Source organism: Syntrophobotulus glycolicus DSM 8271, assembly GCF_000190635.1.
Lineage (GTDB): Bacteria > Bacillota > Desulfitobacteriia > Desulfitobacteriales > Syntrophobotulaceae > Syntrophobotulus > Syntrophobotulus glycolicus.
Genome location: NC_015172.1, coordinates 393728 through 414411 on the forward strand (window position 1 = coordinate 393728; position 20684 = coordinate 414411).

A 20684-nucleotide genomic window follows, 5' to 3' on the forward strand; every position below is an offset into this window, starting at 1 on the left:
GATTGTTGGGAGATAATATGGTGGAAGTTTGTATCTCATTTTTTTGAGGTAGTTCCATAGACGAAGAAGCGAGGTTTTGGTTAGAAGCCTTGCTTTTGGTTGTCTTGATATCTGCTTTCTCCGCGTGAGTTTAATTAGTCACTTCTAAATATATAACTTGCTGGGAAAAAACGCTGGAAGGGTGAGCAGGAAATGGTTTATCCAGTTAAAGTTGGTACCCGTGAACGTTGGAGTTATTCCAGGCTACGAGAAGTTCTAGACATGCCTAATCTTATTGAACTTCAGCAGAATTCCTATAAGTGGTTTTTGGACGAGGGATTGCGAGAAATGTTTCATGACATTTCCCCTATTCAGGATTTTACAGGAAATCTCGTATTAGAATTTATTGATTATAGCCTTGGTGAGCCTAAATATGAGGTTGAGGAATGCAAGGAAAGAGATGTAACCTTTGCGGCTCCTTTACGTGTGAAAGTTCGTCTGATGAATAAAGAAACAGGCGAGGTTAAAGAACAGGAAGTTTTCATGGGAGACTTTCCCTTGATGACCGAAAAAGGCACATTCATTATTAATGGTGCAGAAAGGGTTATCGTCAGTCAGCTTGTGCGGTCTCCGGGGGTATACTACTCCGAAACAAAGGATGCCAGCGGAAAGACACTATATGGTGCGACGATTATCCCGAACAGGGGTGCATGGCTTGAATTTGAATCAGACATTAATGATAATATTTTTGTGAGAGTGGACAGGACGCGTAAGCTTCCTGCTACGGTGTTGATCAGAGCTTTGGGCTATACAACCAATTCTCAGATCGTGGAAGTGTTTGAGGAAGACGAGAATATCAAAGTGACGTTGGAAAGGGATAATACAGAATCGACAGAGGAGGCCCTTGTTGAAATATATAAGAGGCTGCGTCCGGGCGAACCGCCTACGGTTGATAGTGCAAGATCTCTTTTAGAATCTTTATTCTTTGACCCTAAACGATATGACTTGGCTAAAGTCGGTCGTTATAAACTAAATAAAAAACTGAACATGGATGTGGAAAGTCATGTTCGTAATCTGACCAAAGGTGATGTCATTGCGGCGGTTGCCCGTCTTCTGGAAATCATGAAGGGAGAAGGACACCGGGATGATATTGACCACTTGGGCAACAGAAGGCTGCGTTCAGTAGGCGAGCTGTTGCAAAATCAGTTTAGAATAGGCCTTTCCCGAATGGAAAGGGTTGTTCGCGAAAGAATGACGATTCAGGATGTTGAGGGGATTACACCTCAGGTCCTGATCAATATTCGTCCCGTAGTCGCCGCAATCAAAGAATTTTTTGGAAGCAGCCAGCTCTCTCAATTTATGGATCAGACCAATCCGCTGGCTGAGCTTACCCATAAAAGACGTCTGAGTGCGCTTGGACCAGGGGGCTTAAGCAGAGAAAGAGCCGGGTTTGAGGTCAGGGATGTGCATCACTCCCACTATGGCCGCATGTGTCCGATTGAAACTCCTGAAGGTCCTAACATTGGCTTGATCGGGTCTTTAAGCACGTATGGAAGGATTAACGAATATGGATTTATTGAGGCTCCTTACCGAAAAGTAGCCGGCGGGAGAGTAACGGATGAGATTCACTATCTCACTGCTGATGAAGAAGAAAAATATATTATTGCTCAGGCTAATGCGCCGATCAACGAGGAAACTGGAGAATTTTTGACAGATAAGATCGAAGCCCGCCGGGGTGAAGATTTTGTTCTTGTGCCGGCAACCAGCCTGCAGTATATGGATGTATCGCCAAAACAGATGGTTTCCATTGCGACAGCGTTGATTCCGTTCTTGGAGCATGATGACGCCAACAGGGCGCTGATGGGATCCAACATGCAAAGACAGGCCGTACCGCTTCTGAAAACAGATGCTCCCTATATTGGAACCGGGATGGAGTATAAAACCGCTGTTGATTCCGGAGTTTGTATTTTGGCGAGGAAATCGGGGACGGTCAGCAGAGTAACGGCAGATGAGGTCATTATTCGCAATAATGAAGGAACCTTGGATAAGTACAGGTTATTGAAATATTTGCGCAGTAATCAGGGAACGTGCATCAACCAGCGTCCTATTGTAAAAAAAGGCGATGTTTTGGAAAAAGGACAGGTTATCGCTGACGGCCCTTCAACCGATAATGGCGAGCTTGCACTTGGACGCAATGTCCTGGTTGCTTTTATGCCCTGGGAAGGCTATAACTACGAAGATGCCATTCTGATCAGCGAAAAACTGGTCAGAGAAGATTACTTCACTTCTATTCATATCGAGGAATATGAAGCAGATGCGCGTGATACCAAACTCGGGCCGGAAGAAATAACCCGCGATATTCCCAATGTCGGCGAGGATGTTTTAAAAGATCTCGATGAAAGAGGGATAATTCGCATAGGGGCGGAAGTTCGTCCCGGAGATATTCTTGTAGGCAAAGTTACGCCAAAAGGAGAAACGGAGCTTACGGCGGAAGAAAGGCTTCTGCGGGCCATCTTTGGTGAGAAAGCCAGAGAAGTGAGGGATACTTCCCTCAGAGTTCCGCATGGTGAAGCGGGCAAGATCGTCGATGTCAAGGTCTTTAAGAGGGAGAACGGTGATGAACTGGCCCCCGGGGTCAATCAGCTGGTCAGAGTTTATATTGCTCAAAAAAGAAAAGTCTCTGTCGGGGATAAAATGGCGGGAAGGCACGGCAACAAAGGGGTTATCTCCAGGATTATGCGCCAGGAGGATATGCCTTTCCTGCCAAACGGCACTCCGATTGAAATCGTATTAAACCCATTGGGTGTTCCATCCCGAATGAATATCGGGCAGGTTCTGGAGACTCATCTTGGCTGGGCGGCCAAAGCTTTAGGTTTGCACATTGCCACACCCGTATTTGACGGTGCCCGCGAAGATGATGTAATTGAAACATTAGTCAAAGCAGGTTTGCCTGATAGTGGGAAATCTGTTCTCTATGACGGACGTACAGGCGAGCCGTTTGATAATGAAGTAACGGTTGGTTATATGTATATGCTGAAACTGCATCATCTTGTTGATGATAAGATTCATGCGCGGTCTACCGGTCCTTATTCTCTCGTCACACAGCAGCCTCTCGGTGGTAAGGCTCAGTTTGGCGGACAACGTTTTGGAGAGATGGAAGTTTGGGCATTGGAGGCATATGGCGCGGCCTATACCTTGCAGGAAATACTGACAGTGAAATCCGACGATGTCGTGGGACGTGTTAAAACCTATGAGGCAATTGTTAAAGGGGAGAATATTCCTGAACCCGGTGTGCCGGAATCGTTCAAGGTTCTGATTAAGGAGCTGCAGAGCTTAGGGCTGGATGTTTCTGTGCTTTCCGAGGAAAATGAAGAAATAGAAATCAGAGATGCTGATGAAGATGTCGCTCAAGTAGCCCAGGAACTGGGGATGGATTTTATTGATGAAAATTCGGAAAATATTGGGCAGGCCTATGATGAGGAAGGTCTGGAAGGAGACGGCTTCAGTGAAGAGACGAGTGAGTTAAACGATGATTTTGTTGAGGATTTAGCTGAAGAATTGGTACAAGACGACAATTATGTGGATGACAATAATCTTGATGAATAAGCTAGACTGTAATATCCGGTTGACAGGCGAAAGGAGAGAAAACGCGTGCTTGATGTAAATAATTTTGACAGGATGCGTATAGGTCTGGCATCCCCTGAAATGATCCGCAAATGGTCATACGGGGAGGTCAAAAAACCAGAGACCATCAACTATCGCACATTGAAACCCGAAAGAGAGGGTCTTTTCTGCGAAAAGATCTTTGGACCGACCAGAGACTGGGAATGCCACTGCGGGAAATATAAGAGAGTGCGCTATAAAGGCATTATCTGTGACCGATGCGGAGTAGAAGTCACCAGATCAAAGGTCAGAAGAGAGAGGATGGGGCATATCGAATTGGCCGCCCCTGTATCCCATATCTGGTATTTCAAGGGCATCCCCAGCCGCATGGGCCTTTTGCTTGATATGTCGCCGCGTTCTTTGGAGAAAGTACTATATTTTGTCTCGTACATCGTCATTGACTCCGGGGATACTTCTCTGATGAAAAAACAGCTTCTGACCGAGACTGAATACAGGGAAGCCAGAGAAAAATACGGCAATATATTTAAAGCTGAGATGGGCGCGGAAGCAATCAGAGAACTTCTCCGGGAAATCGACCTTGACAAATTGAATGAAGAACTGAGAACTGAGCTCAAGGAAGTATCCGGACAGCGCAAAATCAGGGCTATTCGTCGTTTGGAAGTAGTGGAGGCATTCAAGAAATCCAACAACCATCCGCAATGGATGATTATGGATGTCGTTCCGGTTATTCCTCCCGAGCTCAGACCAATGGTCCAGCTTGATGGCGGCAGATTCGCCACTTCAGATCTCAATGATTTATATCGCAGGGTGATCAACAGAAATAACCGCTTGAAAAAACTGCTCGATTTGGGGGCTCCTGATATTATTGTCCGTAATGAAAAGCGCATGCTGCAGGAAGCGGTAGATGCCCTGATCGATAATGGCCGCCGGGGCAGACCGGTAACAGGTCCCGGTAACAGGCCGCTGAAATCTTTAAGTGACATGCTTAAAGGAAAGCAGGGCAGATTCCGTCAGAACCTTCTTGGCAAACGTGTTGATTATTCGGGCCGTTCGGTTATTGTTGTCGGACCGACGCTCAAGCTCCATCAATGCGGGTTGCCTAAAGAAATGGCCCTGGAATTGTTTAAACCTTTTGTGATGAAGAATTTGGTCAATGAAGGTTATGCCCATAATATTAAAAGTGCGAAAAGAATGGTCGAAAGAGTAAGACCGGAGGTTTGGGATGTCTTGGAAAAGGTTATTTCCGAGCACCCTGTGCTATTAAACCGTGCTCCGACCCTGCATAGATTAGGAATTCAGGCTTTTGAACCTATTTTGGTTGAAGGTAAAGCTCTGCAAATCCATCCTCTTGTCTGTACGGCTTATAATGCCGACTTCGATGGTGACCAAATGGCCGTGCATGTTCCATTGTCTGCGGAAGCCCAGTCCGAAGCAAGGCTGCTGATGCTTTCGGCCCACAATATCCTTAATCCTAAAGATGGACGTCCGGTGGCCTCCCCAACCAAGGATATGGTTCTTGGCTGTTATTATCTCACTTTGGAAAGGCCCGGAGCAAAAGGTGAAGGCAAAGTTTTCAGCAATCAGGACGAAGTGATCCTGGCTTACAACTCCAGAGCAGTTGATCTTCATGCAATGATCACTGTTCGTAGAAATGGGGAATTATTACAAACGACCCCGGGAAGATTAATCTTTAATACAGTCATTCCTGAAGAAGTCGGCTATATCAATGAACTGGTGCCAAAGAAAAAGCTTGACGGTATCGTTGCAAAAACTTTCCGCATCGGCGGGTATGAGAAAACCGGGGAGTTACTGGACGGAATCAAGTCTTTGGGTTATAAGTATTCTACTCGGGCCGGTATTACGGTTGGGATCAATGATATTCAGGTGCCTGAAGCAAAAAAAGGAATTTTGTCCAGGGCGGATCAAGAGGTAACCAATACAGAAAAACAATACCGCCGCGGTTTGATTACTGATGAAGAACGCCGCAATTTGGTTATTGAAATATGGACAAAGGCCAATGACGAAGTGACCAGGGCCTTGATGGATTCATTGGATAAATTCAATCCTGTTTTTATGATGGCGAATTCCGGAGCCCGCGGTAATGTTCAACAGCTGCGTCAGCTGGCGGGGATGCGCGGACTCATGGCTGACCCTTCGGGTCGTACCTTTGAAATTCCGATTAAAGCGAATTTCCGTGAAGGGCTGACTGTTTTAGAGTATTTCATTTCCTCTCATGGAGCGCGTAAAGGTTTGGCAGATACAGCCTTAAGAACGGCGGACTCCGGTTATCTGACCAGAAGATTGGTTGATGTTTCCCAGGATGTGATCGTCCGCGAGGAAGATTGCGGATCTGACCGGGGAATTAATGTTGAAGACATTAAAGAAGGCTCGGAAATGATTGAGAAACTGGAAGAACGTCTGGTAGGAAGATATGTCGTCAGGGAACTCAGACATCCGGAAACAGGTGAGGTTCTGGCTACACCTGATGAGGAAATCAGTGAAGAACAGGCAAAAGTTATTGTCGAGGTTTGTTCGAGAGTCGAGATAAGATCGGTGCTCACGTGTAAGACCAGGTATGGCGTGTGCAAGAAATGCTATGGACGTAACCTGGCAACAGGCCGCAAGGTTGAGATTGGGGAAGCGGTAGGGATCATTGCGGCCCAGTCAATCGGCGAACCTGGAACACAGCTGACAATGCGTACTTTCCATACCGGTGGTGTGGCAGGGGAAGATATTACCCAGGGTTTGCCGAGGGTTGAAGAGTTATTTGAAGCCCGCAAACCTAAAGGGCAGGCCATCATCTCTAAGGTCGGAGGGACAATTTCCATTAAGGAAATTAAGGGCCGCCGCGAAGTTGATGTCATGACAGAAAGCGGAGAACATGAGGTTTACTCTATTCCTTTCGGTTCGAGGCTGAAAGTTAAAGAAGGACAAGTGATTTCTCCCGGAGACGAGCTGACCGAAGGCAGTGTGAATCCCCACGATACCTTGGAAATTAAGGGAATGGCCGGTGTTGAGCTTTATCTGCTCAGTGAAGTTCAAAGAGTATATCGACTTCAAGGGGTGGATATTAATGATAAACATATCGAAGTCATGGTCAGACAAATGCTGCGCAAGGTCAAAGTTGAAGATGCGGGGGATACCGGTCTTTTACCGGGGGGACTGATCGACATCTTTGAGTTTGAGGAAGAAAACGCTTTAGTGGAAGCACAAGGCGGAGAACCGGCGACAGCCCGTCCGGTACTCTTAGGGATAACCAAGGCTTCTCTGGCCACTGATTCATTCCTTTCGGCCGCATCATTCCAGGAGACAACCAGAGTTCTTACTGAAGCGGCAATCAAAGGGAAAATTGATCCTCTGATCGGACTCAAAGAAAATGTGATTATCGGCAAGCTTATTCCGGCTGGAACGGGGATGTCGAAGTTCCGCAATATTAAGGTTTATGAGGAAGCGGAGGATACCTTGCCGGCGGTAAACCAGGATGAAATAGTATATGCACTTGATTCAGATCAATCTTGACATTGAAAATAGCGACTGTTAAAATAGTAAAGTCTGATTTTAAGAGAGGAGGAAAGCATTCCGGAAATGCTTGACGAATCTTTGAAAAAGGAAAACAACAGAGTTGTTGGAATCAAACAGACTAAACGTGCTTTAGAAAAGGGCGGTGTCAGTTATGTTTACGTTGCGAGAGACGCTGATGCCGGTCTTCTTCAGCCAATAGTTGAACTCTGCAGGATCAAAGGACTGGAAGTCAAAGAAGTACAGACAATGTCCGAACTTGGGAAAATATGCGGAATAGCTGTTGGTGCCGCGGTTGCAGCGGTGCAAGAAAAATAGTGCTGAATGTGAGAATGAGAAAATGTTGTAAATCGGGTATTTTCCTGATTGATTAATGAGAAAGGGGGTGTGAAGATGCCGACAATTAGCCAGCTTGTTCGTAAAGGCAGAGAAGTGATGACAACAAAATCCACTGCGCCTGCATTACAGTGGGGGTATAATTCTCTGAAACGCAGACAGTTTCCTTCAGGTGGTTCTCCACAAAAGAGAGGGGTTTGCACAAGGGTTTATACAACAACACCGAAGAAACCGAATTCCGCTCTCAGAAAAGTAGCTCGTGTTCGCCTGACCAATGGAGTTGAGATTACAACGTATATTCCGGGTATCGGCCACAATCTACAGGAGCACTCCGTTGTTCTGGTTCGCGGAGGCCGTGTTAAGGACCTTCCTGGGGTACGTTACCATATTGTTCGTGGCGCACTTGATACAACAGGTGTTCAGAACAGAAGCCAAAGCCGTTCCAAGTACGGTTCTAAAAGACCTAAAAAATAATTGTATGGTCAGAACGGCATAGATGTTTTCAGAAAGGGGGAACTGAATTGCCACGTAAAGGATATATAGCTAAAAGAGAAATATTACCAGATCCTATATATAAGAACAAGATTGTAACCAAATTTATTAATCAGATTATGCTGAGCGGTAAAAAAGGAACAGCCGAAGCAATTTGCTACGGGGCGTTTAATCTGATTCAGGAAAAGACAGGCAAAGATGCAATTGAGACATTTGAAGCGGCGCTGAAAAATGTTATGCCTGTACTCGAAGTAAAAGCGCGCAGGGTTGGCGGGGCCAACTATCAGGTTCCGATTGAAGTCAGAAATGACCGCAAACAGACACTTGCTCTTCGCTGGTTGGTTGAATATGCTCGTAAAAGAGGAGAAAAAACCATGGAAGAGAAAGTTGCGGGCGAGTTAATGGATGCGGCCAACGGAGTTGGCGGAGCATACAAGAAAAAAGAAGATACCCATAAAATGGCTGAAGCAAATAGGGCTTTTGCTCATTATCGCTGGTAACCAATTCAGTGATAGCCAAGAAACCCAGAGAAAGGCTGATCATAAGTGGCAAGGCAAGTTCCTTTGGAAAAAACTCGTAATATCGGTATTATGGCGCACATTGATGCCGGTAAAACGACAACCACAGAACGTATTTTGTTTTATACCGGTCGTGTGCATAAAATTGGTGAAGTGCATGATGGCGCAGCGACCATGGACTGGATGGTTCAGGAGCAGGAACGTGGGATCACAATTACTTCTGCTGCGACCACCTGTCAATGGAAGGGCCATAATGTTAACATCATTGACACACCCGGACACGTTGACTTTACCGTCGAAGTTGAGCGCTCCTTGCGCGTACTCGACGGAGCAGTTGCTGTATTTTGTTCTGTAGGCGGAGTTGAACCACAGTCAGAAACTGTATGGCGGCAAGCGGACAAATACGGTGTACCCCGTATCGCCTATTTTAACAAAATGGATAGAGTAGGCGCTGATTTCTTTCGCGGTTTAAATATGATTATCGAACGTTTGGATGCCAATCCGGTTCCTATTCAGATCCCGATCGGAACTGAAGATAAATTTAAAGGAATTGTTGATTTGGTAACCATGCAGGCTATGATTTACACCGATGATTTAGGCACAACCAGTGAAACAACAGATATCCCGGAAGATATCCTTCCTATTGCCCAAGAATACCGTGAGAAACTGTTAGAGGCTATTTCTGAAGTGGATGAAGACCTGATGATGAAATATCTCGAAGGTGAAGAAATTTCTGAATCAGAAGTTAAAGCTGCCTTACGTAAAGGAACAATTGGATTGAATTTTATTCCGGCTTTATGCGGATCTTCTTTCAAGAATAAAGGCGTTCAGCCTTTATTGGATGCAGTTGTGGAATATATGCCTTCTCCTGTTGACGTTCCTCCAATTCATGGGGTAAACCCGGATACCCATGAGGAAGATGAAAGAAAATCTGATGACAACGTTCCATTCTCAGCTCTGGCATTTAAAATTATGTCCGATCCTTATGTTGGTAAGTTAACATTCTTCAGAGTATATTCCGGAGTTCTGACAGCAGGGTCCTATATCATGAATTCTACCAAAGGCAAAAGAGAGAGAATCGGTCGGATTCTCCGTATGCATGCCAATCATCGTGAAGATGTAGAAGAAGTCAGGGCGGGAGATATTGCAGCAGCTGTTGGTATTAAGGAAGTCAGCACAGGGGATACCCTCTGTGATGAAAAGAACCAAATTATCCTTGAGGCCATGGTATTCCCAGAGCCGGTTATTCATATTTCAATTGAACCGAAAACCAAAGCAGACCAGGAAAAGTTGGGGGGATCATTGGCTAAACTCGCTGAAGAGGATCCAACCTTCAAAATGCGTACGGACGAAGAGACGGGCCAGACGATCATCTCGGGCATGGGGGAACTTCATCTGGAGATTATTGTCGATAGACTCCTGAGAGAGTTCAAAGTAAATTGCAATGTCGGACGTCCTCAAGTTGCTTATAAAGAAACAATCCGTAAAACTGTTAAATCTGAAGGCAAATTTGTACGTCAATCTGGCGGACGCGGACAATATGGTCACTGCTGGATTGAACTTGAGCCTCTGGAACCGGGTTCGGGTTTTGTCTTTGAAAGTAAAGTTGTTGGCGGAGCTATTCCTAAAGAATATATTTCACCAATTGAGGCAGGAATTAAGGAAGCGCTGCAAAATGGTATTGTTGCAGGCTATCAAGTTCTTGATATCAAGGCTACAGTATATGATGGCTCATACCATGATGTTGACTCATCTGAAATGGCATTTAAAATTGCCGGCTCTATGGCTTTCAAAGCCGGTGCTGCTAAAGCAAGTCCTGTAATACTAGAACCGATGATGAAAGTGGAAGTTACTGTTCCGGAAGAATATATGGGAGATGTAATTGGCGACTTGAACTCAAGACGTGGTCGTATTGAAGGCATGGAAGCCCGTTCAGGAGCCCAAATTATTCGCGGATTTGTGCCACTTTCAGAAATGTTCGGTTATGCGACAGAACTTCGTTCTCGTACTCAAGGTAGAGGCGTTTATGTTATGCAGTTCGATCATTATGAGGAAGTACCCAAAAACATTGCCGAAGGCATTATAGCCAAAAGGCAAGGTAACTAAATAAATAATATTTTTGTCAAGGAGTGAATTCAAATGGCAAAACAAAAGTATGAACGTACAAAACCACACGTTAACGTAGGAACTATCGGTCACGTTGACCATGGTAAAACAACGACTACAGCTGCAATCACTTATGTTCTTTCCAAAGCAGGTGGTGCAGTAGCTACAGCTTTCGATCAGATCGACAAAGCTCCGGAAGAACGTGAACGTGGTATCACAATTTCTACCGCACACGTTGAATATGAAACAGCAAATCGTCACTATGCGCACGTCGACTGCCCGGGACATGCTGACTATGTTAAAAACATGATCACAGGTGCAGCTCAAATGGATGGTGCAATCCTGGTTGTTTCAGCTGCAGACGGTCCTATGCCTCAGACCCGTGAGCACATTCTGCTCGCTCGTCAGGTAGGTGTTCCTTATATCGTAGTTTGGATGAACAAAGTTGATATGGTAGATGATCCTGAACTTCTCGAACTTGTTGAAATGGAAGTTCGTGAACTCTTAAGTGAATACGAATTCCCTGGTGATGACATTCCTGTAGTACAGGGATCAGGCCTGAAAGCTCTTGAATGTGGCTGTGGACAAAAAGACTGCGAATGGTGCGGAAAGATCTGGAACCTGATGGAGGCCGTTGACAGCTATATTCCAAATCCGGAACGTGCGATTGACAAACCTTTCTTGATGCCTGTGGAAGATGTATTCACAATCACAGGCCGTGGTACGGTTGCTACCGGCCGTGTAGAACGTGGAGTGCTCAAAGTCGGTGATGAAATTGAAATTGTTGGGATGACAGAAAAGCCTCGCAAGAGTGTTTGCACCGGTGTTGAAATGTTCCGCAAACTGTTAGACCAGGCTCAGGCCGGAGACAATATCGGAGCACTTCTCCGTGGTGTGGAACGTAAAGATATCGAACGCGGAATGGTTCTGGCTAAACCGGGAAGCATTAAACCACATACCAAATTCACGGGTGAAATTTACGTTTTGAGTAAAGAAGAAGGTGGTCGCCATACCCCATTCTTCAATAACTACCGTCCTCAGTTCTACTTCCGTACAACAGACGTTACCGGTGTAATCCAGTTGCCGGAAGGTGTCGAAATGGTTATGCCTGGCGACAGAATTACAATTTCCTGCGAACTGATTACCCCAATTGCGATGGAAGAAGGACTCCGTTTTGCTATCCGTGAAGGCGGACGTACCGTTGGCGCGGGAGTAGTTGCTAAAGTTCTTGATTAGTAATCGGATTGAAGTATTGGGAAGCTGTTTCCTAAGCAGCTTCCCAATTTGTGCCCCAAACAGGAGACAGTGCGTAAAAGGTTGCTGCCTTTGGGTGACTCCGCTCGGACAGGTAATTTTTACGTGGACGGTCTGTACAACAGACAAATAACAGGAGGGTTTACAATGAACCAGAAAATCAGAATCCGTCTCAAGGCATTTGACCACAAAACACTTGACCAATCCGCAGAAAGAATTGTTGAGACCGCAAAGAGAACCGGTGCCAGTGTCAGCGGACCGATTCCTCTTCCCACAGAGAAGAGTGTATATACCATACTTCGCTCTCCTCATGTCAACAAAGATTCTCGCGAACAGTTTGAAATGAGGACGCATAAACGTCTGATCGATATTATTGATCCGACTTCCAAAACTGTGGATGCCCTGATGAGACTTGATCTCCCTTCAGGTGTGGATATTGAAATAAAGTTATAATTATTACTGGTAATCCGCAAGGTAATGTGGTAAAATATTTATGTTTGCACTGCGAAACACCCGGAGGTGTGGAACTAGACCTCCGGTTTTCGCATGAAAATATCAAAGTTACAAATATTAATAGGCACTCTCGTGCTCCGAAGAGTTCGGTGCACTTCAAAGTGTTTAGGAGGTGGCGTCGTGTCTAAAGGAATTTTGGGAAAGAAAATTGGAATGACCCAAATCTTTCTCGAAGACGGCAAACTTATTCCCGTGACAGTAGTGGAAGCGGGCCCTTGCTATGTTCTTCAGAAAAAAACTCAGGCTTCAGACGGTTATAACGCTATCCAAGTCGGGTTTAGTGAGATCAGAGAGAGACTGGTCAATAAACCTAAACTGGGTCATTTTAAAAAGGTAGATGTTAAACCGTCGCGTTTCATCAGAGAATTCAGAACAGATGATGTCGAATCATTCGAAATTGGTCAGACAATCAATGCGGATGTATTCAGCACCGGTGACAAGATCGATGTTGTCGGAACTTCCAGAGGTAAGGGCTTTGCCGGTATGCATAAACGTCACGGCGGCCGCCGCGGTCCAATGGGACACGGATCAAAATACCATCACAGAACAGGTTCAATGGGTGCGAAAGGCCCGGCCCGTGTTTTTAAAGGAAGAGAATTACCCGGACGTCTGGGTGGTGAACGGGTAACTGTTCAAAATCTGGAGATCGTCAGGGTTGATGCTGATAAAAATCTCATCCTGATTAAAGGATGTGTACCTGGTGCTAAAAAAAGTTTGCTCATTCTAAAGAAGACAAGTAAAAACGGATAATTCCAGAGAAAGGAGGATGAGGCAATGCCAAAAGTACAAGTAGTGAACATGCAGGGTTCTCCGGTTGGAGAAATAGAACTTAACGAACGAATATTTGGTGTAACACCGAATATCGGTGTTATGCATTCGGTAGTTGTAGCGCAGATGGCGAATGCCAGAGTAGGAACGCATTCTACTCTGGGACGCAGTGAAGTCAGAGGCGGCGGACGCAAACCATGGCGTCAAAAAGGGACCGGCCGGGCGAGAGCAGGTACGATCCGTTCTCCTCTCTGGAGAGGCGGCGGTATCGTATTTGGGCCAAAACCAAGGGATTACAGCAAAAAAGTTCCCAAGAAAGTAAAGCGTCTTGCCCTCTGCTCAGCTCTTTCCAGCAAGGTCAATGAAAGTAATCTGATTGTCGTTGATGATCTGAAATTTGATGCACCAAAAACAAAAGATATGGTGAAATTCCTGGAAGCGATAAAGGTGGACAGAAAAGCCTTGGTCGTAACAGAAGGCAGTGACAAGAATGTTCAGCTTTCAGCCCGTAACATTCAGGGGGTCAAAACAGCGAGTGCGGAAAGCATTAATGTTGTGGATCTTTTAAAACATGATGTGCTGGTTATTTCTAAACAGGCTGTAATCAAAGCGGAGGAGGTGTATGGAAATGCGTGACGCGAGAGATGTCCTGATCTATCCTACTATCTCTGAAAAGTCGGTAGGGATGATTGAACAAAACAAATACACCTTCTGGGTAAATCCTGCAGCCAATAAGATTGAAATTAAAGCGGCAGTCGAAAAAATGTTTAAAGTCCAGGTTGAAGAAGTCACGACCATGACAGTGAAGGGCAAAGAAAAGAGAGTCGGTCGTTATCTTGGCCGCACTTCCAATCGTAAAAAAGCCATTGTCACCCTTAAAGAGGGAAATAAAATTGAAGGATTTGCTGGTTTGTAATATAACCACCTCAGGCAAAGGAGGGAAATAAATGCCAACTAGATCATTTAAGCCGACATCACCGGGGCGCAGACAGATGACGGTTTTGACTTTTGAAGAAATAACAAGAATTGAGCCCGAGCGTTCATTGCTGGTTCCCCTGCGTAAAAAAGGCGGCAGAAATAATCTGGGACGCTTGACGGTCCGCCATAAAGGCGGCGGGCACAAAAGAATGTACCGTATCATTGATTTCAAGAGAAACAAGGAAGGTATTCCGGCCAGAGTGGCCAGTGTGGAATACGATCCTAACCGCTCAGCAAATATTGCGCTTCTCAATTATGCCGATGGCAGCAAAGCGTACATTATTGCTCCTCTCGGACTTAAAGTCGGACAGGAGATCATTAACGGAGCGGATGCTGATATAAAGGTAGGAAACACCCTTCCACTCAAAAATATCCCGGTTGGTACACTGGTGCATAACATTGAGCTGAAAAAAGGCAAAGGCGGACAACTGGTGCGTTCAGCAGGGGGTTCTGCTCAGCTTATGGCTAAGGAAGGTAAATATGCGACGCTCAGGCTTCCTTCCGGTGAAATGAGGATGATCCATATCGAATGCCGGGCGACTATTGGCCAGGTAGGAAATCTGGATTATGAAAATGTTTCTATCGGTAAAGCGGGAAGAAGCCGTTGGCTGGGTATCCGCCCGACGGTCCGCGGTGCGGTTATGAATCCGGTAGACCATCCCCACGGCGGTGGTGAAGGCCGTAACCCAATCGGCCGCAATCCGGTTACCCCTTGGGGCAAACCGGCACTGGGAGCTAAGACCCGCAAGAAGAAAAGTCTCAGTGAGAAGTTTATTGTTAAACACAGAGATAAGTAGAAACGAAAGGAGACCTCAGAATGAGCAGATCTCTGAAAAAAGGACCTTTTGTTGAGGCCCGCCTTTTGAAAAGGGTAGAAGATATGAACCAGGCAGGGGAAAAAAAGGTATTGAAAACTTGGTCGAGAAGATCAACAATATTTCCCCAAATGATAGGTCATACGATAGCAGTCCATAATGGACGCAAGCATGTTCCGGTATATGTAACAGAAGATATGGTTGGGCACAAGCTCGGTGAGTTTGCACCGACCAGAACTTATAAAGGTCATGCCGGCAGCGAAAAGTCCAGTGGACTTAGATAACTTGAAGAGGAGGTAAGCAAATATGGAAGCTAAGGCAATTGCAAAACATGTCCGTATCTCTCCTCGCAAGGTCCGCCTGGTTGTTGACTTGATCCGCGGAAAAAAAGTTGAGGAGGCACTGGCTATCTTGCGTTTTACGCCAAAAGGTTCCACCGAACCTGTGAGTAAAGTTCTGCGGTCGGCAGTAGCCAATGCAGAACACAATTTAGAATTGAGTGCCGATGATCTGTATGTCACCAAAATTTTTGTCGATCAGGGACCAACCATGAAGCGCATAATGCCTCGTGCTATGGGAAGAGCAGACAGGATTCGGAAAAGAAGCAGTCATATCACAGTAGTAGTCGGGGATAAGAAGGAGGACTAAGGAAGTGGGTCAAAAAGTTAATCCAAATGGTCTTCGTATCGGAGTTATCCGTTCATGGGAAGGCCGCTGGTATGCTGATAAGAACTACGGTGATCTCCTCCACGAGGACCTTCAGATTCGTAAATTCGTCGTGCAGAAACTTCAACAGGCTGGAGTTCCCAAGGTTGAGATTGAAAGAGCAGCCAACAGGGTCAAAGTATCCATTCATGCGGCTAAACCCGGTATTGTTATTGGGCGCGGCGGCACGGAAGTTGAGAATCTGCGCAGGGATTTAGAAAAACTGACCGGTGGAAAACAGGTTGCCGTAAACATTGTAGAAATCAAGAAACCTGAACTGGATGCCAAATTGGTTGCAGAAAGCGTGGCTCAACAACTGAAAAAAAGAGTATCTTTCCGTAGGGCAATGAAGCAGACAGTCGGACGCACCATCCGTGCAGGCGGCCAAGGGATCAAAATCTCATGTAGCGGACGTCTTGGTGGAGCGGAAATCGCTCGTACCGAATGGTATAACGAAGGAAAAGTACCGCTTCATACCCTGCGTGCCGATATTGATTATGGTTTTGCTGAAGCTGATACAACCTACGGCAAAATCGGCGTCAAGGTCTGGATTTACAAAGGAGAAGTTCTTCCGACCAAGAAAGCTGCTCAGGAGGAAGGAGGAAAATAAATGCTTGTACCTACCAGAGTAAAACACCGTAAGCAATTTCGTCCCAGTATAAAAGGGAAAGCATACAAAGGGAATAAGGTAACCTATGGGGAATATGGCCTGATGGCGCTGGAAGGGGCCTGGGTCACCAATCGTCAGATTGAAGCGGCCCGTATTGCCATGACCCGTTATATCAAACGTGGCGGTCAAGTGTGGATCAATATTTTTCCGGACAGACCAATCACGGCAAAGCCTGCCGAAACCCGTATGGGTAGCGGTAAAGGGGCGCCCGAATACTGGGTTGCGGTTGTAAAGCCCAACAGAGTAATGTTTGAACTCGCAGGAGTTTCGGAAGAAGTAGCTCGTGAAGCACTTCGTCTTGCTATGCATAAACTCCCGATCAAATGCAAGTTTGTCCGCAGGGAAGAAGTTGCTGAACAGGCTGGAGGTGACGCAAATGGCGAAGAGTAAGAATTTAAGAGACATGACGGATGAAGAACTCTTAAAGCAAATCGACCAGCTGAAAACCGAACTGTTCAATTTGCGTTTCCAATTAGCGACAGGACAGCTGGATAATCCAATGCGTATCAGAGATGTACGTAAAGGAATCGCCAGAGGAAAGACCATTCTGCGTGAGCGCGAACTTAACCGTGCTTGAGGATTGGGAAAGGAGGCAGTGAACAGTGGAAAGAACACAGCGTAAAGAAAGATACGGAAAAGTAGTCAGTGACAAAATGGATAAAACCATTGTTGTAGCGGTCGAAACCTTGGAAAGCCATCCTAAATATAAAAAGACCGTGAAAAACACCAAAAAATATAAAGCTCATGACGAGAACAATGAAGCCAAAATTGGAGACATTGTCTTAATTATGGAAACCAGGCCTTTAAGCAAGGAAAAACGCTGGAGACTGGTCAATATCGTTGAAAAGGCCGTTGTTCTGTAATACTGACGGGAATAAAACAAAGAGTATAAATTGAATTCAAGCAACAGAAGGGAGGTCACACCGGATGATCCAAGCTGAAACTACACTAAAGGTTGGAGATAACACTGGAGCAAAGAAACTTCTCTGTATCCGGGTGATGGGCGGCTCAAAGCGTCGCTATGCTTCCATTGGCGATGTCATCGTTGCTTCAGTTAAAGAAGCAACACCAGGTGGCGTTGTCAAAAAGGGAGATGTCGTTAAAGCGGTGGTTGTCCGTACAACCAAGGAAATCAAGAGAGCCGATGGTTCTTATATTAGATTCAGTGAAAATGCTGCCGTAATCATCAGGGATGATAAAAGCCCGAGAGGTACCCGTATTTTCGGACCGGTGGCCCGTGAATTAAGAGAAAAAGACTATATGAAAATTGTTTCGTTAGCACCGGAAGTATTGTAAGATAACGTGCCGGACGGAGGTGAAAGTTAATGGCCGCCGAGAATCACAAGGTTCATGTCAGAAAAGGCGACACGGTTATGGTCATAACCGGCAAAGATGCCGGTAAAAAAGGTAAAGTATTGCAAGTACTGCCTAAGGCAAACAGGGTAGTTGTCGAACAGGTCAATATCGTAAAGAGACATACCAAACCGACAAAAGCATTGCCTCAAGGTGGGATTGTAGAAAAGGAAGCCCCAATTAATAGCTCCAATGTTATGCTGTACTGCACAGAATGCAATTCAGTAACAAGGCGGAGTATGAAGATAACAGAACAAGGTAAATTCAGAGTCTGCAAAAAATGCGGACATAGCTTTGTGGACAGCACGAAGAAATAATTTGGAAGGGAGGTACTCAGGTGGCTCGTTTAAAAGAAATATACAGGAAAGAAATTACCCCTGCTCTCCAGACAAAGTTTGGATACAAAAATATTATGCAGACACCTCGTTTAGATAAGGTAGTCATAAATATAGGGTTGGGGGAAGCGATATCTAACCCGAAGGCCATTGATGGAGCAGTAGCGGATATGATGACGATCTCGGGTCAAAGGCCTGTAGTTACCCGCGCCAAAAAGTCGATTGCAGGATTTAAACTGCGTGCCGGTATGCCAATCGGAGTTAAAGTGACTCTGCGTGGAGACCGCATGTATGAATTTGTCGACAGGCTGATTAATATAGCACTTCCGCGAGTGCGGGACTTCCAGGGTGTATCAGGCAAATCCTTTGATGGCCGTGGAAATTATACACTTGGGATTAAGGAACAGCTGATTTTCCCGGAGATTCATTACGATCAGATCGATAAGCTGCGCGGGATGGATGTTGTCTTCGTAACAACAGCGCACACAGACGAAGAGGCGAAAGAACTGCTCCGGGGATATGGAATGCCGTTTCGTGACTAGAATATAAGGAGGCTAAAAAATGGCCAAGAAATCAATGATTGTTCGCCAATCGAACAAGCCGAAATATTCTGTTCGCTGGCATAACCGTTGTAAAATTTGCGGTCGTCCGCATGCCTATATGCGCAAATTCGGAATATGTCGGATATGCTTCAGAGAGTTGGCATACAAGGGTGAACTGCCAGGCGTCACTAAGTCCAGCTGGTAAGCATGATTTGGAGAAAGGGGGAAGACAACAGTGTCAATGTCAGATCCGATTGCAGATTTCCTGACACGCATCCGCAACGCAGGAATAGTATACCATGATAAAGTTGAAGTACCGGCATCCAGTATTAAAAAGGATATTGCTGAAGTACTAAAAGAAGAAGGCTTTATCAAGGATTTTGATTATATTGAAGATAATAAGCAAGGAATTTTAAGGCTGTACCTGAAGTATGGAACCAACCGCGAAAGAGTAATCACTGGAATCAAGCGGATCAGCCGTCCCGGTCTTCGCGTTTATGCGAAAAAAGATCAAATTCCCAAAGTTCTTGGGGGTCTTGGTGTTGCAATAATATCTACCTCCAAAGGTATTATGCCTGACAAAAAAGCCCGCCAGGAAGGGCTTGGCGGCGAAGTAATCTGCTATATTTGGTAAAGAACGGAGGTGTAGTAATGTCTCGAATTGGAAGGAAACCAATAGCTATACCCAACAGTGTTGAGGTAACCATAGATGGGAACAACGTAACGGTTAAGGGTCCGAAAGGTACTCTGAGCAGGGAACTGCGCGCTGAAGTAACTGTTACAGTGGAAAACCAGCAAATTTTGGTGACTCGTCCCAATGACGAACCGTTGTATCGCTCGATGCATGGCCTGACCCGTTCGCTCTTATTTAACATGGTTGAAGGTGTAACCAATGGCTACAGTAAAAATCTAGAGCTGGTTGGTGTAGGGTATCGGGCCTCGCTTCAGGGGAAAAAGCTTGTCTTGGCTGTAGGAAAATCACATCCTGTTGAAATAGAGCCATGGGAAGGAATCCAGATTGAAGTCCCTGCTCCCAATAAAATCTCTGTAAAAGGGATTGATAAGGAGAAAGTAGGCGTATTCGCTGCAAATATCCGTAAGGAACGTGAACCGGAACCCTACAAAGGTAAGGGAATTAAGTACGAACATGAGGTTGTTCGTCGTAAAGAGGGAAAAACGGGCGGTAAGAAGTAAGACAAGGGCAAAATCTCTTGTCGCATAGGAAAGGTGTGAAAGAACTTGATTAAGAGAGTTGACCGTAATAAAGTTCGTCGTGGCAAACATCACAGTGTGAGAAAGAAAGTCCAGGGTACCGCTGAGAGACCAAGATTGGCGGTATACAGGAGTATCAATCATATTTATGCTCAGATCATCAATGACGAGCTGGGAGTAACTCTTTGTGCAGCTTCTTCTCTGGAACCGGAATTTAAGCAAACAGAATTATATGGCGGCAATACAGAAGGTGCGAAGAAAGTCGGGGAAATGATCGCGAAGAGGGCTCTGGACAAAGGACTGGATAAAGTTGTCTATGACCGCGGGGGATATCTGTATCATGGAAGGATAGCCGTTTTAGCTGATTCTGCCAGAGAAGCAGGGCTTGAATTCTAATACTAACGGAAAAGGAGGGAAACTCATTGTCAATCATTGATCCCAGTAAGTTAGAACTTACCGAGAAAGTTATCCATATCGCTCGTGTTGCCAAGGTTGTTAAAGGTGGTCGGCGTTTTAGCTTCAGTGCTTTGGTTGTTGTAGGTGATGGTAACGGAATAGTAGGAGCCGGACTTGGTAAAGCCAGTGAAGTACCGGAAGCTATTCGCAAGGGTGTTGAAGATGCAAAGAAAAATCTTGTTTCAATCCCTTTAAGAGGAACGACAATTCCCCATCCTATATTAGGTGTTTACGGAGCAGGAGAAGTGCTTTTGAAACCGGCTTCAAAAGGAACCGGTGTTATTGCCGGCGGTCCGGTGCGTGCCGTACTTGAAGTAGCGGGAATCAAAGATATTCTGACAAAATCCTTAGGCTCTTCGAATGCGCATAATATTGTCAATGCCACAATGACCGGATTGAAATCACTGAAACGAGACAGTGATGTAGCGAAGCTGCGTGGCAAGTCGGTAGAAGAAATTTACGGTTAATGTAATATCATGCTAAATGGCAGACAGTAAGGAGGTGTTTTG

The 20684-nt window shown here is 45.5% G+C and carries 26 protein-coding genes; all 26 read left to right on the forward strand.

Features of this window, described 5'->3' with window-relative positions; all coding sequences use genetic code 11:
• Nucleotides 1–192: 192 nt before the first annotated feature.
• The 26 genes from rpoB to rpsE all read left to right on the forward strand — a co-directional run bounded on the left by rpoB (nucleotide 193) and on the right by rpsE (nucleotide 20642).
• Nucleotides 193–3585: a DNA-directed RNA polymerase subunit beta gene (gene rpoB / locus SGLY_RS02015; RefSeq protein WP_013623621.1), complete on the forward strand. Its 3393-nt coding sequence runs from the start codon at nucleotides 193–195 to the stop codon at nucleotides 3583–3585.
• 45 nt (nucleotides 3586–3630) lie between these two features.
• On the forward strand, nucleotides 3631–7122 hold the full coding sequence (rpoC, locus tag SGLY_RS02020) for a DNA-directed RNA polymerase subunit beta' (RefSeq protein ID WP_013623622.1): 3492 nt from the start codon (nucleotides 3631–3633) through the stop codon (nucleotides 7120–7122).
• 66 nt (nucleotides 7123–7188) lie between these two features.
• Nucleotides 7189–7440 carry a L7Ae/L30e/S12e/Gadd45 family ribosomal protein gene (locus SGLY_RS02025; RefSeq protein WP_013623623.1) on the forward strand — a complete coding sequence of 84 codons (252 nt, stop codon included), beginning with the start codon at nucleotides 7189–7191 and terminating at the stop codon, nucleotides 7438–7440.
• A gap of 75 nt (nucleotides 7441–7515) precedes the next feature.
• Nucleotides 7516–7932, forward strand: coding sequence for a 30S ribosomal protein S12 (gene rpsL / locus SGLY_RS02030; RefSeq protein WP_013623624.1), 417 nt, complete (start codon nucleotides 7516–7518; stop codon nucleotides 7930–7932).
• Between the two features lie 47 nt (nucleotides 7933–7979).
• A complete protein-coding gene (rpsG, locus tag SGLY_RS02035; protein WP_013623625.1) occupies nucleotides 7980–8450 on the forward strand; it encodes a 30S ribosomal protein S7 in 471 nt (156 codons plus the stop codon).
• A gap of 45 nt (nucleotides 8451–8495) precedes the next feature.
• Nucleotides 8496–10574, forward strand: a complete 2079-nt coding sequence (gene fusA / locus SGLY_RS02040) for an elongation factor G (RefSeq protein ID WP_013623626.1) — start codon at nucleotides 8496–8498, stop codon at nucleotides 10572–10574.
• Between the two features lie 33 nt (nucleotides 10575–10607).
• Complete coding sequence (tuf, locus tag SGLY_RS02045; RefSeq protein ID WP_013623627.1) at nucleotides 10608–11810, forward strand: elongation factor Tu; 1203 nt, start codon at nucleotides 10608–10610, stop codon at nucleotides 11808–11810.
• Nucleotides 11811–11975: 165 nt separating this feature from the next.
• Nucleotides 11976–12281: a 30S ribosomal protein S10 gene (gene rpsJ / locus SGLY_RS02050; RefSeq protein ID WP_013623628.1), complete on the forward strand. Its 306-nt coding sequence runs from the start codon at nucleotides 11976–11978 to the stop codon at nucleotides 12279–12281.
• A 180-nt stretch (nucleotides 12282–12461) separates the two neighbouring features.
• Nucleotides 12462–13091 carry a 50S ribosomal protein L3 gene (rplC, locus tag SGLY_RS02055; RefSeq protein WP_013623629.1) on the forward strand — a complete coding sequence of 210 codons (630 nt, stop codon included), beginning with the start codon at nucleotides 12462–12464 and terminating at the stop codon, nucleotides 13089–13091.
• A gap of 24 nt (nucleotides 13092–13115) precedes the next feature.
• The gene (gene rplD, locus SGLY_RS02060) at nucleotides 13116–13745 is read left to right on the forward strand and encodes a 50S ribosomal protein L4 (protein ID WP_013623630.1); all 630 of its coding nucleotides are present in this window, start codon (nucleotides 13116–13118) and stop codon (nucleotides 13743–13745) included.
• Nucleotides 13738–14025: a 50S ribosomal protein L23 gene (gene rplW, locus SGLY_RS02065; protein ID WP_013623631.1), complete on the forward strand. Its 288-nt coding sequence runs from the start codon at nucleotides 13738–13740 to the stop codon at nucleotides 14023–14025. The genes rplD and rplW overlap by 8 nt, the downstream gene beginning before the upstream one ends.
• A 31-nt stretch (nucleotides 14026–14056) precedes the next feature.
• Nucleotides 14057–14884, forward strand: a complete 828-nt coding sequence (gene rplB, locus SGLY_RS02070; RefSeq protein WP_013623632.1) for a 50S ribosomal protein L2 — start codon at nucleotides 14057–14059, stop codon at nucleotides 14882–14884.
• Between the two features lie 20 nt (nucleotides 14885–14904).
• On the forward strand, nucleotides 14905–15186 hold the full coding sequence (rpsS, locus tag SGLY_RS02075) for a 30S ribosomal protein S19 (RefSeq protein WP_013623633.1): 282 nt from the start codon (nucleotides 14905–14907) through the stop codon (nucleotides 15184–15186).
• Between the two features lie 22 nt (nucleotides 15187–15208).
• Nucleotides 15209–15550 carry a 50S ribosomal protein L22 gene (rplV, locus tag SGLY_RS02080; RefSeq protein WP_013623634.1) on the forward strand — a complete coding sequence of 114 codons (342 nt, stop codon included), beginning with the start codon at nucleotides 15209–15211 and terminating at the stop codon, nucleotides 15548–15550.
• 4 nt (nucleotides 15551–15554) lie between these two features.
• The gene (gene rpsC / locus SGLY_RS02085) at nucleotides 15555–16217 is read left to right on the forward strand and encodes a 30S ribosomal protein S3 (protein WP_013623635.1); all 663 of its coding nucleotides are present in this window, start codon (nucleotides 15555–15557) and stop codon (nucleotides 16215–16217) included.
• Nucleotides 16218–16667 (forward strand): 50S ribosomal protein L16, encoded by a 450-nt coding sequence (gene rplP / locus SGLY_RS02090; RefSeq protein ID WP_013623636.1) that lies wholly within the window; start codon nucleotides 16218–16220, stop codon nucleotides 16665–16667.
• Nucleotides 16654–16854: a 50S ribosomal protein L29 gene (gene rpmC / locus SGLY_RS02095; RefSeq protein WP_013623637.1), complete on the forward strand. Its 201-nt coding sequence runs from the start codon at nucleotides 16654–16656 to the stop codon at nucleotides 16852–16854. The genes rplP and rpmC overlap by 14 nt, the downstream gene beginning before the upstream one ends.
• 25 nt (nucleotides 16855–16879) lie before the next feature.
• A complete protein-coding gene (gene rpsQ / locus SGLY_RS02100; protein WP_013623638.1) occupies nucleotides 16880–17140 on the forward strand; it encodes a 30S ribosomal protein S17 in 261 nt (86 codons plus the stop codon).
• 64 nt (nucleotides 17141–17204) lie between these two features.
• The gene (gene rplN / locus SGLY_RS02105; RefSeq protein ID WP_013623639.1) at nucleotides 17205–17573 is read left to right on the forward strand and encodes a 50S ribosomal protein L14; all 369 of its coding nucleotides are present in this window, start codon (nucleotides 17205–17207) and stop codon (nucleotides 17571–17573) included.
• A 29-nt stretch (nucleotides 17574–17602) separates the two neighbouring features.
• On the forward strand, nucleotides 17603–17947 hold the full coding sequence (gene rplX / locus SGLY_RS02110) for a 50S ribosomal protein L24 (RefSeq protein ID WP_013623640.1): 345 nt from the start codon (nucleotides 17603–17605) through the stop codon (nucleotides 17945–17947).
• 20 nt (nucleotides 17948–17967) lie between these two features.
• Entirely contained in the window at nucleotides 17968–18507 is a 540-nt protein-coding gene (rplE, locus tag SGLY_RS02115) for a 50S ribosomal protein L5 (protein WP_013623641.1), read from the forward strand.
• Nucleotides 18508–18526: 19 nt separating this feature from the next.
• On the forward strand, nucleotides 18527–18712 hold the full coding sequence (locus SGLY_RS02120; protein WP_013623642.1) for a type Z 30S ribosomal protein S14: 186 nt from the start codon (nucleotides 18527–18529) through the stop codon (nucleotides 18710–18712).
• Between the two features lie 30 nt (nucleotides 18713–18742).
• Nucleotides 18743–19141, forward strand: coding sequence for a 30S ribosomal protein S8 (gene rpsH, locus SGLY_RS02125; protein ID WP_013623643.1), 399 nt, complete (start codon nucleotides 18743–18745; stop codon nucleotides 19139–19141).
• Nucleotides 19142–19158: 17 nt separating this feature from the next.
• The gene (rplF, locus tag SGLY_RS02130; RefSeq protein WP_013623644.1) at nucleotides 19159–19701 is read left to right on the forward strand and encodes a 50S ribosomal protein L6; all 543 of its coding nucleotides are present in this window, start codon (nucleotides 19159–19161) and stop codon (nucleotides 19699–19701) included.
• A 45-nt stretch (nucleotides 19702–19746) separates the two neighbouring features.
• On the forward strand, nucleotides 19747–20115 hold the full coding sequence (gene rplR, locus SGLY_RS02135; RefSeq protein ID WP_013623645.1) for a 50S ribosomal protein L18: 369 nt from the start codon (nucleotides 19747–19749) through the stop codon (nucleotides 20113–20115).
• Between the two features lie 26 nt (nucleotides 20116–20141).
• Nucleotides 20142–20642, forward strand: coding sequence for a 30S ribosomal protein S5 (gene rpsE, locus SGLY_RS02140; RefSeq protein ID WP_013623646.1), 501 nt, complete (start codon nucleotides 20142–20144; stop codon nucleotides 20640–20642).
• Nucleotides 20643–20684: the final 42 nt, after the last annotated feature.

What these genes read in the sequence shown, in the direction of transcription:
- rpoB (WP_013623621.1), top strand. Translation starts at nt 193, where the DNA reads ATGGTTTATCCAGTTAAAGTTGGTACCCGTGAACGTTGGAGTTATTCC.
- SGLY_RS02025 (WP_013623623.1), top strand. Translation starts at nt 7,189, where the DNA reads ATGCTTGACGAATCTTTGAAAAAGGAAAACAACAGAGTTGTTGGAATC.
- rpsL (WP_013623624.1), top strand. Translation starts at nt 7,516, where the DNA reads ATGCCGACAATTAGCCAGCTTGTTCGTAAAGGCAGAGAAGTGATGACA.
- tuf (WP_013623627.1), top strand. Translation starts at nt 10,608, where the DNA reads ATGGCAAAACAAAAGTATGAACGTACAAAACCACACGTTAACGTAGGA.
- rpsJ (WP_013623628.1), top strand. Translation starts at nt 11,976, where the DNA reads ATGAACCAGAAAATCAGAATCCGTCTCAAGGCATTTGACCACAAAACA.
- rplD (WP_013623630.1), top strand. Translation starts at nt 13,116, where the DNA reads ATGCCAAAAGTACAAGTAGTGAACATGCAGGGTTCTCCGGTTGGAGAA.
- rplW (WP_013623631.1), top strand. Translation starts at nt 13,738, where the DNA reads ATGCGTGACGCGAGAGATGTCCTGATCTATCCTACTATCTCTGAAAAG.
- rplB (WP_013623632.1), top strand. Translation starts at nt 14,057, where the DNA reads ATGCCAACTAGATCATTTAAGCCGACATCACCGGGGCGCAGACAGATG.
- rpsS (WP_013623633.1), top strand. Translation starts at nt 14,905, where the DNA reads ATGAGCAGATCTCTGAAAAAAGGACCTTTTGTTGAGGCCCGCCTTTTG.
- rplV (WP_013623634.1), top strand. Translation starts at nt 15,209, where the DNA reads ATGGAAGCTAAGGCAATTGCAAAACATGTCCGTATCTCTCCTCGCAAG.
- rplP (WP_013623636.1), top strand. Translation starts at nt 16,218, where the DNA reads ATGCTTGTACCTACCAGAGTAAAACACCGTAAGCAATTTCGTCCCAGT.
- rpmC (WP_013623637.1), top strand. Translation starts at nt 16,654, where the DNA reads ATGGCGAAGAGTAAGAATTTAAGAGACATGACGGATGAAGAACTCTTA.
- rplN (WP_013623639.1), top strand. Translation starts at nt 17,205, where the DNA reads ATGATCCAAGCTGAAACTACACTAAAGGTTGGAGATAACACTGGAGCA.
- rplX (WP_013623640.1), top strand. Translation starts at nt 17,603, where the DNA reads ATGGCCGCCGAGAATCACAAGGTTCATGTCAGAAAAGGCGACACGGTT.
- SGLY_RS02120 (WP_013623642.1), top strand. Translation starts at nt 18,527, where the DNA reads ATGGCCAAGAAATCAATGATTGTTCGCCAATCGAACAAGCCGAAATAT.
- rplF (WP_013623644.1), top strand. Translation starts at nt 19,159, where the DNA reads ATGTCTCGAATTGGAAGGAAACCAATAGCTATACCCAACAGTGTTGAG.